This window comes from Neptunitalea chrysea, assembly GCF_027924145.1.
Lineage (GTDB): Bacteria > Bacteroidota > Bacteroidia > Flavobacteriales > Flavobacteriaceae > Neptunitalea > Neptunitalea chrysea.
In genome coordinates, this window is record NZ_BRVP01000004.1 from 139,204 (window position 1) to 155,865 (window position 16,662).

Sequence of the window (16,662 nt, forward strand, 5' to 3'; positions counted from 1 at the left end):
TTTTAAAAACAGTATTTGTTTTCTTTAGTAATTTTTTCTGCTATTTGGTTTTTAAGCGCTATTACATTAGGCATATTGGTATACTTTGTAAAGCGTTTTAGTCCCATAAGCATCATACGTTGTTCATCGCCTTCAGTAAAGGATATAATTGCTTCTTTACCTTTTGTATTTATTTTTTCAACTGCATTGAATAAATATAGTTTAGCCATGGCAATTTGAAGACTTTGATTTTCTTCACCAAACCGTTTTGCATTTTTTTCAGCTCTTAATAGGGTAGACTCTGCCATATATATTTCAATAAGAATATCAGACGCAGACATTAATAACTGTTGGTGTTTTTCTAATTCTACTCCATATTTTTGAGCAGCTGCACCAGCAATCATTAAAAAGGCTTTTTTAAGTTTACCTAAAAGCTCTTTTTCTTCAGATAATACTTCTGTATAATCAGGAATATCAAATGAAGGAATTCCCATTAAATCGTCTTTTACAGCCACTGCAGGCCCTAGTAAGTCTACATGTCCTTTCATTGCTTTTTTCATAAGCATACCAATGGTAAGCATACGGTTAATTTCGTTAGTACCTTCATATATTCTAGAAATACGAGCATCTCTCCATGCAGCTTCCATTGGAGTATCTGCAGAGAATCCCATACCTCCAAAAATTTGAATACCTTCGTCAGTACATATCTGGCAATCTTCAGAAACGGCTACTTTTAAAATAGAACATTCAATTGCATATTCTTCAACACCTTTTAGTTCTGCTTCTTGATGACTGTTACCACTAGCAATTCTACCTTCAATACGATCCTCAATATCTTTAGCAGCACGATAGCAAGCAGACTCATCTGCATATGCGTTTGTAGCCATATCTGCTAACTTAGCTTTTATAGCACCAAATTGTGAAATAGGAGTTTTAAATTGAATACGTTCATTGGCATATTTTACAGACTCTGTAATCACTCTTCTTTGTGCATCTAAGCAAGCAGCAGCTAATTTAATTCTACCTACATTTAGTGCATTCATAGCTATTTTGAATCCGTTTCCTCTTTCAGATAACATATTTTCTACCGGAACTTTAGTCTCGCTAAAAAATACTTGACGGGTAGAAGAGGAGTGAATTCCTAATTTATGTTCTTCTTCTCCTAATGTTACACCATTCGTGTTTTCAGGATCGTATTCCACAATAAATCCGGTAATGTTTTTATCATCTTCAATACGAGCAAAAACAATCATAAGACTACAGAAACCAGCATTTGAGATCCACATTTTTTGCCCGCTAATACTGTAATGAGTACCATCGTCAGAAAGTACTGCTTTTGTTTTACCACTATTTGCATCAGAACCTGCACCGGGTTCAGTTAAGCAATACGCTCCAAACCATTCTCCAGTAGCCAGTTTTGGAATATATTTTTGTTTTTGTTCCTCAGTTCCGTAAAGTAAAATTGGTAATGTACCAATGCCTGTATGAGCACCAAAGGCTGTAGCAAGCGAACCAGTAGCACCAGAGATATAATCGCATACCAACATAGTAGTAACAAATCCCATTCCTAATCCTTCATATGCTTCCGGAACGGCAATACCTAATAAACCTAGTTCTCCTGCTTTACGCATCACTTCTTCTGTAAATGCATAATCTTTCTTTTCAAATCGGGGTTTGTTTGGCCATACTTCTTTATCTACAAATTCTTTAACAGAATCGCGCATCATTTGTTGTTCTTCCGAAAAATCTTCGGGAGTAAAAATATCTTCGCAGGCAGTATCTTTAACTATAAACTGACCACCTCTTGTTACATCTTTTTCAATTGCCTCCATAGTGTTTATTTTAGATTTTGAATTTTGAATTTTGAATGAAGTTTAAAATGTTTCTCAGTTTCACTGCTTTTAAACTTCATTCAAAATATCAATCTCAGTTTTCCTGAGAGGTTTTAACTATTTTCGTACTTATATTTATAATTCGTTCTATTTCTTCTAAGTAATTTTTACTCAATAATTGAGATTAAATGCTCCTAGACTTGTCTCGAAATAGAAATGCAATGCTTACCAAATGCTTCGTGGACTTGCCCCGAAGTAGTTTTCTGATAAAGTCTCTTTTAGATTGAGCCGCAATGGCTTACTCTAAATTTGTACCAATATCGGTAGCGGATCTTAATAATTGTTAATGAATTCTCCTTCTTCCGAAAGAAGCTTATATGATGAAATAATAGTTATTGCGAACCAAAATGTTTTATTAGCAATAAGATTGTTTTTATCAACTTCTTTCATTCAAAATAGTCTTAAAGAATTTCATAGATGCCTGCTGCTCCTTGTCCGGTACCTACACACATGGTAACCATACCATATTTGTTTCCTCGTTTTTTCATCTCATCAAATAGTTGAACAGATAGCTTAGCGCCGGTACAACCTAATGGGTGCCCTAAAGCTATAGCTCCCCCATTAACGTTTACGATATCTGGGTTAAGACCAAGTTCACGAATCACAGCTAATGATTGAGAAGCAAAAGCCTCATTTAGTTCAATAAGATCTATTTGGTCTTGTGTCATTCCTGCTTGCTTTAAAGCTTTTGGGATGGCTTTTACAGGACCAATCCCCATAATTCTAGGTTCTACACCTGCAGCAGCGTACGAAACCAATCTGGCAATAGGTTCAAGATTTAATTCTTTTACCATTTCTTCACTCATAATCATAACAAACGCAGCACCATCACTCATTTGCGATGAGTTACCGGCAGTAACGCTACCGTCGGTAGCAAAAACCGGACGCAATTTATTAAGCACAGGAACCGAAGTATTGGCTCTTGGTCCCTCATCGGTATCCACTGTATATGTTTTGGTTGCCTTTTTACCATTGGAATCAACATAAACATGTTCAATCTCTATAGGTACAATCTGATCTTTAAATTTATTTTCCTGGATAGCTTTTAAAGCTTTTTGGTGAGAGTTATAGGCAAACTGATCCTGATCTTCTCTACTAACGTTAAATTGTTTTGCAACAGCCTCTGCTGTAAGTCCCATTCCCCAATAGTAATCTTCGTTACCTTCTTTAGCAATCTTATAATCAGGAGTGGGTTTGTACCCCCCCATAGGAATGTAACTCATGCTTTCTACACCACCTGCAATAATACAATCTGCCATACCTGATTGAATTTTCGCAGTAGCAATTCCAATGGTTTCAATACCAGAGGCGCAGTATCTGTTAACAGTAACACCAGGTACATCTTCAACTTTTAATCCCATTAAAGAGATTAAACGTCCCATGTTTAATCCTTGTTCGGCTTCTGGCATTGCATTTCCCACAATTACATCATCGATTCTGGTTTTATCAAAATCGGGTAATTCGTTCATCATGTACTGAATAGTTTCGGCAGCAAGTTCATCAGGTCTTTTAAATCTGAACAACCCTTTTGGAGCTTTCCCAACAGCAGTACGATAGGCTTTTACTATATATGCGGTTTTCATTATTTTTTAGTGTTACGTATTGAGGTTAACATGTGAAATACTATTCTCAATTAAGTACTCAATAACTGGTTTTACAATTATCTGATGGCTAAAATTTAATTTCTTAATGGTTTTCCTGTTTTTAGCATGTGCTGAATACGTTCTAATGTTTTACGCTCAGTACATAACGATAAGAAAGCCTCACGTTCAAGATCTAATAGGTATTCTTCAGAAACCAATGAAGGTTCAGAGAGGTCACCTCCAGCCATTACATAGGCCAGTTTGTTTGCTATTTTCTGATCGTGTTCAGATATATAATGTCCGGCTTTCATAGAATCGGTTCCTACTAAGAACATACCCAAGGCTTGTTTACCAAGTACCTTTACATTTTTGCGTTCAATAGGTTTTGTATATCCGGCGTCGGCCATAATACGTGCGTACTTTTTAGCTTCGGCAAGCTGACGATCTTTGTTTACAACCACTACATCTTTGCCTTGTTGCATAATACCTAAATCAAATGCTTCATAGGCAGAGGTAGATACCTTAGCCATACCAATAGTTAAGAAGTATTCTTGTAGTACATTTAATTCAACATCATTTTTTCTAAAGATATCTGAAGCGCGTAGTGCCATTTCTTTAGAACCACCACCACCAGGAATAACACCAACACCAAATTCAACTAACCCAATATACGTTTCTGCGGCAGCAACAATTTTGTCGGCATGTAGTGATAACTCACAACCACCACCAAGGGTCATACCATGCGGTGCAGAAATTACCGGAATAGATGAATAACGCATGCGCATCATAGTGTTTTGAAACAGCTTAATGGCAAAATTCAATTCATCATATTCTTGCTCTATAGCCATCATAAAAATCATGGCAAGGTTAGCACCTACAGAAAAATTGGCTGCTTGGTTACCAATAACCAATCCGTCAAAATCTTTTTCAGCTAGGTCTATAGCTTTATTTAATCCCGCAATAACATCACCACCTAGGGTATTCATCTTAGATTGAAATTCACAGTTAAGAATTCCATCACCTAAATCTTCTATTACAACACCGCTGTTTTTCCATACTTCATTAGATTTTCTAATGTTGTCAAGAATAATAAAGGCATCTTGACCCGGCTTTTTAATATGAGCTTTGGCTTCAATATCGTAATAGTAGGTGGCTCCATCTTTAACAGTATAGAAGCTGTTAATTCCTTTTTCTAGCATTTCTGAAACCCAGTCTGTAACTGCGAGATTTTCAGCTTTCATTAATTCAATACCCTTGGCTACTCCAATAGCATTCCATATTTCAAAAGGACCATTTTCCCACCCAAAACCAGCTTTCATGGCATCGTCTATTCTATATAATTCGTCTGATATTTCAGGAATTCGATTTTGTACATAAGCAAAAAGAGCGGCAAAGTTTTTACGATAAAATTCAGCAGCCTTGTCTTTTCCTCCAACTAATACTTTAAAACGATCTATTGGTTTATCAATCGTTTTAGTAAGTTCTAACGTAGGAAAGTTAGTTTTCTTCTTAGAACGGTACTCCATAGTATCAAGGTCTAATACTAGAATTTCACTCTTTCCATCTTCATTTTTAACTTTCTTATAGAAACCTTGTCCTGTTTTACTACCAAGCCATTTGTTTTCCATCATAGTAGCTATAAAATCGGGTAGTTTAAACAAGTCGTGGGCTTCGTCATTAGGGCAGTTTTCATATAACCCGTTAGCAACATGTACCAAGGTGTCTAAGCCAACTACATCAACCGTTCTAAAGGTAGCCGATTTTGGTCGCCCGATAACTGGACCAGTTAACTTGTCTACTTCCTCTACGGTTAAGCCTAATTCTTTTACCTGATGAAAGAGACTTTGAATACCAAAAATACCAATTCGGTTGCCTATAAAAGCAGGGGTGTCTTTTGCTAAAACAGCAGTTTTACCTAAAAATTTTTCTCCATAATTCATTAAGAAGTCAACAACATCTTGTTTACAATCAGGACCTGGTACAACTTCAAAAAGTTTTAAATATCTAGGAGGATTAAAGAAGTGAGTAACTGCAAAGTGCGCTCTAAAATCTTCTGATCTACCTTTATTCATAAACTTAATAGGGATACCTGAGGTATTAGAAGTAATAAGGGTACCAGACTTGCGGTATTGTTCTATTTTTTCAAAAACCGCTTGCTTAATGTCTAAGCGCTCTACAACAACTTCAATAATCCAATCTACTTCGCCTAATTTTTTTACATCATCTTCAAGATTACCAGTTGTGATTCTCGAAGCAAACTTTTGATTGTAAATAGGTGATGGCTTAGATTTTAAAGCCATGGTTAAATTCTCCGTTGCAATCCGGTTTCTTACAAGTGGATGTTCCATTGTAAGGCCTTTAGCTTTTTCCTTATCTGAAGGTTCTTTGGGAAGTATATCCAGTAGCAATACTTCTACACCAATATTAGCGAAGTGACATGCTATACCACTTCCCATAATACCGGAACCAATGACTGCAACCTTATTGATTCTTCTTTTCATTATTAATTCAGTTTTATTTTGGTTTTATTTTTCTTTTGAATCATTGTTAGTGTAAATCTTTTTCTCTGATATTAATCCATTAATTAAATGAATTACTTCAAAAAAATGATCTAATTTTTCGGTGGAAATATTGTTGCGCACTGTTTCATTAAATTGCAAAACCACTTTTTTAGAGAAATCTCTTTTTTCTCTTCCAAAATCAGTTAAACAAATAAGTACGCTTCTACCATCATTAGGATTAGGTTTACGTTGAATAAGCCCTTTGTCTTCCATATTTTTTAGTATTCTGGAAAGGCTTGTTGCTTCCATACCCATTTTGGGACCTAAAGCGGTTGATGGGGTACCCTTTTCTTTATCTATACTTAAAAGGGTAAATCCGGTGGCCATTGTAGATTCAACTTTACCGGCTTCTTCATTATACATTCTTGCTACGGCTTGCCATGTAGCTCGTAATGCATGATCTATTAGTTCGTCTTTTTTCATCTTATATTTATGAAAATCTTTTCTCAAATATAAACAATTTTACTATGCATGCATAGTAAAATAAAGTATTTTTTTGAGAATTTAAGATTAAAAGATAGTTTTGGTAGCAATGTATATAAAAAAACTCCTCAAATATTGAGGAGTTTCCTTGTTTCTTGTTTTTGGTTGAATCTTAGTACAACTGTACTATAAAGGTTTTAAATACTATGTTATCTATATATTTTATCATATAGATGTTGATATTTTTGTTTAATGATTCTACGTTTTAATTTAAGCGTAGGAGTAAGGTGACCGCCATCTATACTCCATACGTCTGGAGTGAGTTCAAAGGCTTTAACTTTTTCCCAACGGCCAAACTTTTCGTTGAAGAAGATAATCTCTTCATGTATTCTTTGAATTACGTGATTATTAGTGGTAATTTCTTCTAAACTATCACCAATATTAAATCCATGTCTCTTAGCCCATTCTTTTACAAACTCAAAGTTTGGTTGAACCAAAGCTGCCGGCATTTTTTCTCCTTCACCTACAACCATTATTTGTTCTATGAAACGTGATTGTTTCATTTCGTTTTCAATAATTTGAGGTGCAACATATTTACCGCCGGAGGTTTTAAACATTTCTTTTTTACGGTCAGTAATTTTTAAGAATCCCTGATGATCAATTTCACCAATATCTCCTGTGTGAAAATAATTATCGGTCATAACACTATTGGTAAGTTCTTCATCTTTATAATATCCCATCATAATGTTAGGACCTTTACAAAGTATTTCACCGTCTTCTGCAATTTTAACTTTTACATCTGGTATCATTCTTCCAACGGTTCCAATCTTCCAACCGTTGTTTCTTTGGTCGTTTACAGCTATTACAGGTGAAGTTTCTGTTAATCCGTATCCTTCCATAACCGGTAAGCCTGCTGCTCCAAAAATTCTAGCCAATCTTGGTTGTAATGCCGCACTACCTGACACCATAATTTTTAGATTTCCTCCTAGGGCTTCTTGCCATTTACTAAATATTAGTTTACGCGCAATTTTAAGTTCTAGGTTATAAAGGATCCCGTTTTTCTCGTCTGGCTCAAACTTTTCAGCAACATCCATTGCCCAGAAAAATAGCGCCCTCTTAATTCCTTTAAGATTAGACCCTTTTTCGTATATTTTATCGTATACTTTTTCTAAGAGCCTTGGTACAACAGTCATTACCTCTGGTTTAACCTCTTTAAGATTATCACTCATTTTATCAATAGACTCGGCAAAATAAATAGAGATGCCGTAGTATTGATATAAGTATACTACCATGCGCTCAAAAATATGGCATATAGGTAAAAAGCTAAGTGCTTTTGAGTTTCCTGCGTTTAGCGGAACCCTTTCTTTACTAGCCAATACATTAGAGACTATGTTTTTGTGGCTTAGCATAACACCTTTTGGTCTGCCTGTAGTACCTGAGGTATAAATTATAGTAGCTAAATCTTTTGACTTTACTGCTTTTTTACGAGCTTCAACTTCTGGTTGAGTACTTTCATCTTCTCCCTCCTCTAACAATACTTCCCATGAAGTTTCATTATCAATAGCATCTAAGGTAAAAACCGCTTCTAATGTTGTAGATGCTTTAATACTATTTAATTTTTTGAGTACTTCACTATCTGAAACAAAACAAAAACGAGCCTCAGAATGATTTAAGATGTACCCATATTCTTCTTCCGATATCGTTGGATATATAGGAACGTTTTGTGCTCCTATTTGTAAAATTCCAATATCTATAAAATGCCACTCCGGGCGGTTATTAGATGAAATAACAGCAATTTTATCATTAGGTTGAATCCCTCTTTTTAATAAGGCTCTACTAATTTTATTGGCATTGCTAATGTAATCCTCAGAGCTGGCTGTAATCCATTCACCATCTTTTTTCATGGCAAAGGCATTTTTTATATTGTAATGCTCTCTTTGATAGTAAGGGATATCAAATATTCTTGTTATTGTTGTCATTTATATCTTTAAATAATATAATTGCAAATTATATAAATAATAAGCTTTTTCAAATAAAAATTTGTAAAAATAAGCTTAAAAAAAAATAATATGATAAATTTTAAAGGGTAAAAATTATTATTATGTGCCGTAATATCGCATAAACACTTTGTTTTTGGAGGATACAAAGCTATTATCTTGTTTGTAATTATTCTTAATATCTTACAAAAATTATGTAATTTTTGGTGATAATTGTCAGTTTCATCTATAAGGTTTCCTGTACCTTTGTTTCAAATTAACTAACTAACACAATAAAAAAGAATACTTCTATGGATATTCTAAACACGAGCTATCTTGCACTTTTTTTAATTATCAGCCTTGGTTTCATTGTAGGTAATATTAAAGTTAAAGGTATATCATTAGACATTTCAGCAATTATTTTTGTGGCATTGTTTTTTGGTTATCTTGGCGCAGAATTACCCAATATTCTAGAAAAAATAGGGCTTATTCTGTTTATTTATACCATTGGCTTACAGGCAGGCCCCGGTTTTTTTGAATCGTTCAGAAATCAGGGTAAAAACTTAATTATAATGGCTTTTGTAGTGGTTGTTTCGGCTGCTATATTAACTTTTGGGGCTATTATATTTTTAGATGTTGATAAACCCATTGCTATTGGTTTATTAGCTGGAGCGTTAACAAGTACTCCTGGTTTAGCTGCGGCCATTGATGTTACGCATTCTAGTATGGCATCTATTGGTTACGGTATTGCTTACCCGTTTGGGGTTATTGGTGTAATCTTATTTGTTAGATTATACCCTAAGTTATTTAGAGTAAATATTAAGAAAGCTGAAGAGGATTATAAATCTGAAACACAGGTTGGGTTTGAACCTTTGCAAACTAGAAACTATGTTGTAGAAAATGACGGAGCTATTAACCGTACTATAGGAGAGTTACGAGTTCGTTCTATGACTAAGGGGGTTATTTCAAGAGTTAAACATGGAGAATCTGTATTTACCCCTAATACACAAACGGTTCTGCATAAGGGAGACTTTATTAAAGCAGTAGGAACCCAAGAGGCATTAAGAAGAATAGAATTGTTAATTGGGCCACCTGAAGAAGTTAATATTCCATTAGGTAAAAACTATGTTGTACAGTCGTTTTTAGTTACTAAAGCCGAGTTGGTAAACAAAGCACTAGGAGAACTTTATTTACGATCTAAATATAATGCTACAGTAACCAGATTAAGACGTTCGGGTATTGAACTTGCACCGAGTCCTAATATTAAATTACAAATGGGTGATAAGTTAATGATTGCCTGTGATAAAGAACATATAAAACAAGTTTCAGACCTTTTAGGAGATAATAACTCTAAATTATCTGATACCAACTTTTTCCCTATTGCAACAGGTATTGTACTCGGAATTGTATTAGGAAAAGTGTCTCTTTCCTTTGGTACTTCTTTTGAGTTTAGTTTAGGACTCACTGGAGGTATACTAATTATTTCTATGATGTTAGGGAGACTTGGTAAAACAGGTGCTGTACTTTGGACTATGAGTGGTAGTGCTAACCAATTACTTAGACAATTAGGGTTGATGCTTTTCTTAGCCTCGGTGGGTACTAAAGCTGGAGCAACCATTGTTGAAACTTTTGATAAGTATGGTATCGAATTATTTGTTATTGGTGCAGGTATTACTTTAATACCAATGATTTTGGGTACCATAGTAGCTAAGTTTTTCTTAAAAATAGATGTTTTATCTATGTTAGGTACGTTAACAGGAGCCATGACTAGTACACCAGGGCTTGCGGCTACCGATTCTATGACAGATAGTAGTGCTCCATCTATAGCATATGCAACTGTATATCCAATTGCCATGGTTATACTTATAATATGTGCTCAGTTGCTTGGCTTAATGGGCGTATTATATTTTTAATAAAGGACATCGGGTAGTTTGTCCGTTTTTTTAAATTACGTTCTCTAAATTTAAATGCTTATTTTTAGGGAACGTAATTTTTTTAATATGTTTAAATTCTTACTTCTTTTTTTAAGTGTACTAATTTTTTCTTCTTGTGCAGATAAAACAATAGTAGAGAGCCATGCAATAACCAATATAATTGCAGATACAGGGAAGGTGCTGGTTATGCATCCTGTTGCGATGGATAGTGTTAAACCTAAATTAGAAATGAAGGATTTAGAGTTAGTACCAGATACCACATTTGTACGCTTGGCTGATTACAGTGATAATTTTGTTTTTGATATGCGTTATGCTACCCCTAATAATTTTTTAAAAACCACAGTATATGATTGTGCAGAATGCTACACCCGATCAAAAACAGCACAGCAGTTAATAAAGGCCAATAGAAGTTTATTGACTAGAGGTTATAAAATTAAATTTTTTGATTGTTATCGCCCGTTAGATGTACAGAAAAAAATGTGGAAAATTGTACCTAATCCTATGTATGTTGCAGATCCTGCTAAGGGGTCTATACATAATAGAGGTGGGGCAGTAGATATTACTTTGGTAGATAGTTTAGGAAATGAATTACCTATGGGTACTGGTTTCGATTTTTTTGGTAAAGAAGCACATCATACTTATACAGATTTGCCTCAGGAGGTTTTAGATAATAGAAAATTACTAAAGACTACTATGGAAGCTTATGGATTTAAATCTATAGAAAGCGAATGGTGGCATTATAACCTAGCCTCTATGATTGGTGCTTCTGTGGCAAACTTTGTTTGGGAATGTAAAGATTAAATTAATCTTCAATAGCTTCGTAAATAATTTCCTGAATGTTAGTTCTAATGTTGTTACTAATAAGTTTTTGGTTTTCCTGTGTAGGATACGTTCTATTGCTTAAAAAAATATAGACAATTTCATTATCGGGGTCTGCCCAGGCGTAGGTTCCCGTAAAGCCGCTATGTCCAAAACTACTTAAAGGCACACATCCGCATGTGTTACTTGCATGTCCATCAGGTTCAGGTTTATCAAACCCAACACCTCTTCTAATTTGTTTGCTACAATAATAGCAATGATTAAACTTTTTAATAGTTTCTGGAGTAAAATATCGTACTCCTCCATAATACCCATTCTGTAGATAGGTTTGCATTATTTTGGCAATGTCATTGGCATTGCTAAAAATACCTGCATGTCCACCAACACCATTTAACATAGCAGCTCCCATATCATGTACAAATCCATGAACCTCGTTATACCTAAAGTACATATCATTTTCAGTAGGAACTATAGATGCTTTTGGAAATCTTTGTAGCGGATTGTACAGTGTATAATTTGCTCCTAAAGATTTATAGAAATGATTTTGAACCAAGGTATCTAAACGCTGACCGTAGTGTTTTTCTATATATTTCTTCATTAAAAAATACCCTAAGTCACTGTATTTATATCCTTTTTTAGCAAGTAAAGGACTCTTAAAAACCTGTTGATACATGGAGTCTATATAATCTTTACGCATATATAGACTATCACTAACCTGCACGCTAAAGCCCACTTCTGGTCGCGTTCTGTAATATAACGTATCTGGTTTCTTTTCTCCATTTAAGGTACTTATATAGAAAGGTATCCATGGTTGTAAACGAGCCGTATGTGATAATACATCTAATAGTTTAATGGAAGCCTTATTAGTACCTTTTAATTCAGGTAACATATCCTGTAATTTGGTTTCTAGTGTAATATTACCATTTTCAACAAGCTTCATGATTTCTGGTAGCGATGCCAGAATTTTGGTTAAAGAGGCAACGTCATAAACATCGGAGTTTATAACAGGAACTTTCTTTTCATAGGTATGGTAGCCAAAGCTTTTATTATAGATAACCGTACCTTTACGGGCTACTAAAATTTGTACTCCCGGTGCCATTTTTCTAGCAATAACATTTTCTGCAATAGCATCAATTTCAGAAAGTTTTTTAGAATTCATTCCTACACTTTCTGGAATATCATATTTTAAACGCGATAATGGATTGGTGGCTATGCAGGTATTTACTGGAAAATCTTTATTGGCTGTAACTGGTAGTTTACCTTTTGCACCGATAGCCCCAAAGATGATTTCAGCTGATTTTTCTTGAGCAATATCACTATTTTGGTAACTAACTACCACTGTATTTAAATTGGTGGTTGAGGTTAGGTATAATAATGCATAGGGGTTTACAAAAAGATCTAGAATAACATCTTTCTCTCTTGATAGTTCATAAAGCCAAACCAATTCTTGCTCAGTAAATTGATAATCTTTCCAGGGAGAATCATTAGATCTGTGAAAGCCAATAATTACTGTATTGTAATCTTTTAATTTGTCTTTCATTTTGTCTAAACGTTCTGTAGAAATGGTGTCTACTTTTGCATATAGTTGCAAGGTATTCACAAAACTTTCTCCAGAATCATCTCCTAAGCCTACATAAGCTATTTTTCTTTTTTCCAGATTACTTAGTGGAAGTAACGAATTTTCGTTTTTAACGATGGTTATGGCATTTTCCATAACCTTTTCATAAAGGAGTGTATCGTAAATAGTATTTAAATCTTCTCTTAAATTTGTAGTGTCAACAGGTGTATAATGGTTTAAACCAACTTTATATTTAGCTTTTAGTATTTTCTTTACAGAATGTGCTAATCGATCTTCAGTAATTACATTTTGGTGGTATGCATCTTTAAGTTTAATACATGCTTTTGGGATATCTTTAGAGATGAGTAAGACATCATTACCTGCTAAGAATGCTGCTAAATCGATATCTCCCGGTTCCGAAAAATTGGAGGCACCTTTCATACTTAGTGCATCGGTAAAAATAAGCCCGGTAAAGCCTAATTTCTTCTGAAGTAGGTCGGTTACTATTTTTTCAGAAATAGAGGAGGGGTAGTTATTTCTACTTTCTAAGGCAGGCACGTTTAAATGCGCCACCATAACACTTGAGAGTCCTTCGGTAAATAATTTTTTGTACGGATATAATTCTACAGAGTCAATCCGAGCTTCATCAAAATTTATCGTTGGCAAGGTTTTATGTGAATCCTTATCGGTATCTCCATGTCCTGGAAAATGCTTAGCATTTGCTAAAACTCCTGCACTTTGCATCCCTTTCATAAAGGCAATAGCCTTTTCGGTTACATTTTCTTTGTCTTCTCCAAAAGATCGGCTGCCAATAATAGGGTTTTTAGGGTTGGTATTAATATCGCTAACAGGGGCAAAATTAATATGTACACCTAACCTTTTGGCATGTAAACCAATACGGTAGCCAACTTCTTCTATGAGTTTGTTGTTTTCTATGGCTCCTAAAGTCATATTCCATGGGTAGGCAAAAGTATTTTCTAGGCGCATCGCTAACCCCCATTCGGCATCCATACTAACCATTACTGGTATTTTAGAAGCCTTTTGAAAATTATTATTCATTTTAGCTTGGCGGATAGGGCCTCCTTTTGAAAATATAACACCACCGATATGATTTTCATTAATGAGTTTTAGAATACGGTTTTCTTCAGGTTGTCCTTTAGAAGAGAACACATCTACCACAAAAAGCTGTCCTATTTTCTCCTCAATAGTCATGCTATTATATATGCTATCTACCCATTTTGTTTGGGCTTCGGCGTCAATTGCTAAAAGCGGATCTTGTATTTGAGCATTGGTTAAGGAAACGATCAGAAAACTGAATAATAAAAAAACTTTTTGCATAGAAAAATTAGTATGTATTACAGCGAGTAATGAAATTATCTTGCCAAAGACTATTGTAAACCGAAATATAGTCACTAGCTATTAAAATAAAAAGCCAAAACTGTAGTGTTTCTCTACAATTTTGGCTTCTTCTGTATATTTAACATTATTAGCTCATAAATCGGGCGTGCCAGCTATCAGAAGCAGGTACTTCCCAAGAATTTTCGAACTCATATTTGTTCGTAACTAGGTTATTAAATACAATAGTTTTCAACGAAACTGATTTGCTTTTAGCCATCTTTTTAAAGTCGGCTAAGGGTTTGTAAGCTATAAATTCTCCTTGCTTATAACTCACGTTCATTTTATCCATTAGATCAATATTATACTCTTTTTCTAAAGACTGTATAAAGTTAACAGAATCATCTATAGAACAACCTGTAGCGGCTTGGGTATCTTGATTTATAGCTATAATTAAAAACCTTTTATATTTAGTTAGAAATGAAGCTTCTAATTGTGCACCATGTGCAGCCCAGTTGTTTAAAAATACTTTTGTTTTTTCTTCAATAGCACTCAGTTCTTCTTCAGTAAGACTGCGGTTGCATTGGTATATCCAGATTCTAGAGTGCTCTGGTAAACTATCAAATTCTACGTACATTATTTATTCTGCTTCTGTAACATTACTTAAAACTTTGTAATCTCTATATTCTTTTATGTTTGGGTCAAATAACTCAATGTCTACATATTCAAAAATATAGATATTTTTATCTTTCTTAGTAAGGGCATTAAGAATTATATTGTCTCCTTCAAAATAATCTAACCAATATAATTTTGTACGCTTACCAGATGTTTCCTTAATTTCAACAACAATAAATTGATTATCGGTAACACTTACTATTGTTCCGATTATAGAAGGAACTTCTTCTTCATGGTCATAGTTCTCTTCATTGTCATCAACTTCATCAACATATTGCATACCAATAGCCAAAATAATATCAGGGCAGGTATTTAACATTTTCATAGCAACACTTTCTGCAAATTTCTCCATATTCCCCGTTTCTATTAAAATATTTCCATATGCTTCAGTGATGTTGCTTTTATCATTTTGGTAGGCTTCCATAATACACATACCAAGTTCCAATTGTAAATCATCTTTTGAGATGGTTTCAATGTCTACATTTTTTTGCTAAAACAGTCACATGTAAAGGCGGCTGCTTTATTAAGTAATTCTTCATTTTCTTGACTAAAAGCTGTGGTAATAGTTACTAATGCAACTAAAACTGTGGTTAGGATGTTTTTTTTCATTATTTAAAGGTTGTTCGCATTACTTATTAGTTCGGCTATATCATATACTTTAACTGTATCTTCTTTTTCTTTTGCTTTTACGCCATCGGTTAACATGGTGTTGCAGAAAGGACAACCTGCAGCAATAATTTCAGGTTTTGTTTCTAATGCCTGTTCAGTTCTTTCAACATTAATGTCTTTAGTTCCTTTTTCGGATTCTTTAAACATTTGCGAGCCGCCGGCACCACAACATAATCCTTTTTGCTTGCAGTTTTTCATTTCTATTAATTCAGCCTCTAATTTCTGAATTAACAAACGGGGAGCTTCATACACATTATTGGCTCTTCCTAAATAGCATGGGTCATGAAAGGTAATTTTCTTACCCTTATAAGTACCACCTTCAACAGTTAATTTACCTTCCTTAAGAAGATCGTTTAAAAATTGTGTGTGGTGAACAACTTCATAATTGCCTCCTAATGACGGATACTCATTTTTAAGCGTATTAAAACAATGTGGGCAGGTAGTTACAACTTTTTTTACTTCATAAGCATTTAAAACTTCAATATTGGTCATTGCCTGCATTTGAAATAAAAATTCGTTTCCTGCTCTTTTTGCAGGATCACCGGTACAACTTTCTTCAGTACCTAAAACTGCAAAATTAATATTGGCATTGTTTAATATTTTAACAAAAGCCTTTGTTATTTTTTTTGCCCGATCATCAAAACTACCGGCACAGCCTACCCAGAATAATACTTCGGGAGTTTTCCCAGAAGCCATTAGTTCTGCCATAGTAGGCACATATAAAGTGTTATTACTCATAAACTACTATTTAGTGCTACATACAACTATACAAGTAGTACTAGCATATATTAATCATCGTGTTCACCATCATCAAAAACTTCGATGGTTACTTCTTTTTCAATAAGATCAGTGAATTTACCTCTGTAGCGAGTGGCTCTTACTAAGTGATTATCTACCCAGTGATAATTACCTCCTCTTGGTTTATTCATTAATAAACCATGATATTTAAAGCCATGCTTTTTTAACCATACTTCGGTTACGCCTCTATGTTCTTCAGTTCTTGAAGTAAAGAAGGTGATAATATGTCCTTCGTCAAACCATTTGTTTAAGGTAACAAGGGCATCAGGAAAAGGTAAGCAGGTAGCCATTCTTTCCGGTTCTTCATTTGGCACATCTTCTGTAACAGTACCGTCAATGTCAATTAAATAATTTTTAACTCCTTCCGGTAATACAGGACTAATGTGTTCTCCGTTCTCTACTTTGTCATGTAATAATTTTGATACTTCTTCCTTTTTCATGATTGAAATGTAATTTGTAC

General features: G+C 34.4%; 13 protein-coding genes. 2 read left to right on the forward strand and 11 right to left on the reverse strand.

Features of this window, described 5'->3' with window-relative positions; translation table 11 throughout:
- Positions 1 to 2: 2 nt before the first annotated feature.
- The 5 genes from NBRC110019_RS03945 to NBRC110019_RS03965 all read right to left on the reverse strand — a co-directional run bounded on the left by NBRC110019_RS03945 (position 3) and on the right by NBRC110019_RS03965 (position 8,417).
- A complete protein-coding gene (locus tag NBRC110019_RS03945; protein ID WP_281752600.1) occupies positions 3 to 1,811 on the reverse strand; it encodes an acyl-CoA dehydrogenase FadE in 1,809 nt (602 codons plus the stop codon).
- A 461-nt stretch (positions 1,812 to 2,272) separates the two neighbouring features.
- Positions 2,273 to 3,454: an acetyl-CoA C-acyltransferase gene (locus NBRC110019_RS03950; protein ID WP_281752602.1), complete on the reverse strand. Its 1,182-nt coding sequence runs from the start codon at positions 3,452 to 3,454 to the stop codon at positions 2,273 to 2,275.
- A gap of 95 nt (positions 3,455 to 3,549) precedes the next feature.
- Positions 3,550 to 5,955 carry a 3-hydroxyacyl-CoA dehydrogenase/enoyl-CoA hydratase family protein gene (locus tag NBRC110019_RS03955; RefSeq protein WP_281752604.1) on the reverse strand — a complete coding sequence of 802 codons (2,406 nt, stop codon included), beginning with the start codon at positions 5,953 to 5,955 and terminating at the stop codon, positions 3,550 to 3,552.
- Positions 5,956 to 5,979: 24 nt separating this feature from the next.
- Positions 5,980 to 6,438 (reverse strand): MarR family winged helix-turn-helix transcriptional regulator, encoded by a 459-nt coding sequence (locus NBRC110019_RS03960; RefSeq protein ID WP_281752606.1) that lies wholly within the window; start codon positions 6,436 to 6,438, stop codon positions 5,980 to 5,982.
- A 209-nt stretch (positions 6,439 to 6,647) separates the two neighbouring features.
- A complete protein-coding gene (locus tag NBRC110019_RS03965; protein ID WP_281752608.1) occupies positions 6,648 to 8,417 on the reverse strand; it encodes an AMP-dependent synthetase/ligase in 1,770 nt (589 codons plus the stop codon).
- 308 nt (positions 8,418 to 8,725) lie between these two features.
- On the opposite strand from NBRC110019_RS03965, the gene NBRC110019_RS03970 reads away from it, so the two are divergent.
- Entirely contained in the window at positions 8,726 to 10,327 is a 1,602-nt protein-coding gene (locus NBRC110019_RS03970) for an aspartate:alanine exchanger family transporter (RefSeq protein WP_281752610.1), read from the forward strand.
- Between the two features lie 87 nt (positions 10,328 to 10,414).
- Positions 10,415 to 11,149 (forward strand): M15 family metallopeptidase, encoded by a 735-nt coding sequence (locus NBRC110019_RS03975; RefSeq protein ID WP_281752612.1) that lies wholly within the window; start codon positions 10,415 to 10,417, stop codon positions 11,147 to 11,149.
- 1 nt (position 11,150) lies between these two features.
- Here NBRC110019_RS03975 and NBRC110019_RS03980 read toward each other — a convergent pair whose 3' ends face one another.
- From NBRC110019_RS03980 to NBRC110019_RS04005, 6 genes are all read right to left on the reverse strand, one after another.
- Positions 11,151 to 14,063: a serine hydrolase domain-containing protein gene (locus tag NBRC110019_RS03980; RefSeq protein WP_281752615.1), complete on the reverse strand. Its 2,913-nt coding sequence runs from the start codon at positions 14,061 to 14,063 to the stop codon at positions 11,151 to 11,153.
- 148 nt (positions 14,064 to 14,211) lie between these two features.
- Complete coding sequence (locus NBRC110019_RS03985; protein WP_281752617.1) at positions 14,212 to 14,697, reverse strand: ABC transporter ATPase; 486 nt, start codon at positions 14,695 to 14,697, stop codon at positions 14,212 to 14,214.
- Positions 14,698 to 14,700: 3 nt separating this feature from the next.
- Complete coding sequence (locus NBRC110019_RS03990) at positions 14,701 to 15,159, reverse strand: hypothetical protein (protein ID WP_281752619.1); 459 nt, start codon at positions 15,157 to 15,159, stop codon at positions 14,701 to 14,703.
- Positions 15,160 to 15,212: 53 nt separating this feature from the next.
- The gene (locus tag NBRC110019_RS03995; protein ID WP_281752622.1) at positions 15,213 to 15,344 is read right to left on the reverse strand and encodes a hypothetical protein; all 132 of its coding nucleotides are present in this window, start codon (positions 15,342 to 15,344) and stop codon (positions 15,213 to 15,215) included.
- Between the two features lie 3 nt (positions 15,345 to 15,347).
- Positions 15,348 to 16,142 carry a (Fe-S)-binding protein gene (locus NBRC110019_RS04000; protein WP_281752624.1) on the reverse strand — a complete coding sequence of 265 codons (795 nt, stop codon included), beginning with the start codon at positions 16,140 to 16,142 and terminating at the stop codon, positions 15,348 to 15,350.
- 50 nt (positions 16,143 to 16,192) lie between these two features.
- Positions 16,193 to 16,642: an HAD family hydrolase gene (locus NBRC110019_RS04005; RefSeq protein ID WP_281752626.1), complete on the reverse strand. Its 450-nt coding sequence runs from the start codon at positions 16,640 to 16,642 to the stop codon at positions 16,193 to 16,195.
- Between the last annotated feature and the right edge of the window lie 20 nt (positions 16,643 to 16,662).

Bases quoted from the DNA above. Each gene is read 5' to 3' on its own strand.
- NBRC110019_RS03990 (WP_281752619.1), bottom strand. From the start codon at position 15,159: ATGGAAGCCTACCAAAATGATAAAAGCAACATCACTGAAGCATATGGA.
- NBRC110019_RS03985 (WP_281752617.1), bottom strand. From the start codon at position 14,697: ATGTACGTAGAATTTGATAGTTTACCAGAGCACTCTAGAATCTGGATA.
- NBRC110019_RS04000 (WP_281752624.1), bottom strand. From the start codon at position 16,142: ATGAGTAATAACACTTTATATGTGCCTACTATGGCAGAACTAATGGCT.
- NBRC110019_RS04005 (WP_281752626.1), bottom strand. From the start codon at position 16,642: ATGAAAAAGGAAGAAGTATCAAAATTATTACATGACAAAGTAGAGAAC.
- NBRC110019_RS03955 (WP_281752604.1), bottom strand. From the start codon at position 5,955: ATGAAAAGAAGAATCAATAAGGTTGCAGTCATTGGTTCCGGTATTATG.
- NBRC110019_RS03945 (WP_281752600.1), bottom strand. From the start codon at position 1,811: ATGGAGGCAATTGAAAAAGATGTAACAAGAGGTGGTCAGTTTATAGTT.
- NBRC110019_RS03975 (WP_281752612.1), top strand. From the start codon at position 10,415: ATGTTTAAATTCTTACTTCTTTTTTTAAGTGTACTAATTTTTTCTTCT.
- NBRC110019_RS03995 (WP_281752622.1), bottom strand. From the start codon at position 15,344: ATGAAAAAAAACATCCTAACCACAGTTTTAGTTGCATTAGTAACTATT.
- NBRC110019_RS03960 (WP_281752606.1), bottom strand. From the start codon at position 6,438: ATGAAAAAAGACGAACTAATAGATCATGCATTACGAGCTACATGGCAA.
- NBRC110019_RS03950 (WP_281752602.1), bottom strand. From the start codon at position 3,454: ATGAAAACCGCATATATAGTAAAAGCCTATCGTACTGCTGTTGGGAAA.
- NBRC110019_RS03980 (WP_281752615.1), bottom strand. From the start codon at position 14,063: ATGCAAAAAGTTTTTTTATTATTCAGTTTTCTGATCGTTTCCTTAACC.
- NBRC110019_RS03965 (WP_281752608.1), bottom strand. From the start codon at position 8,417: ATGACAACAATAACAAGAATATTTGATATCCCTTACTATCAAAGAGAG.
- NBRC110019_RS03970 (WP_281752610.1), top strand. From the start codon at position 8,726: ATGGATATTCTAAACACGAGCTATCTTGCACTTTTTTTAATTATCAGC.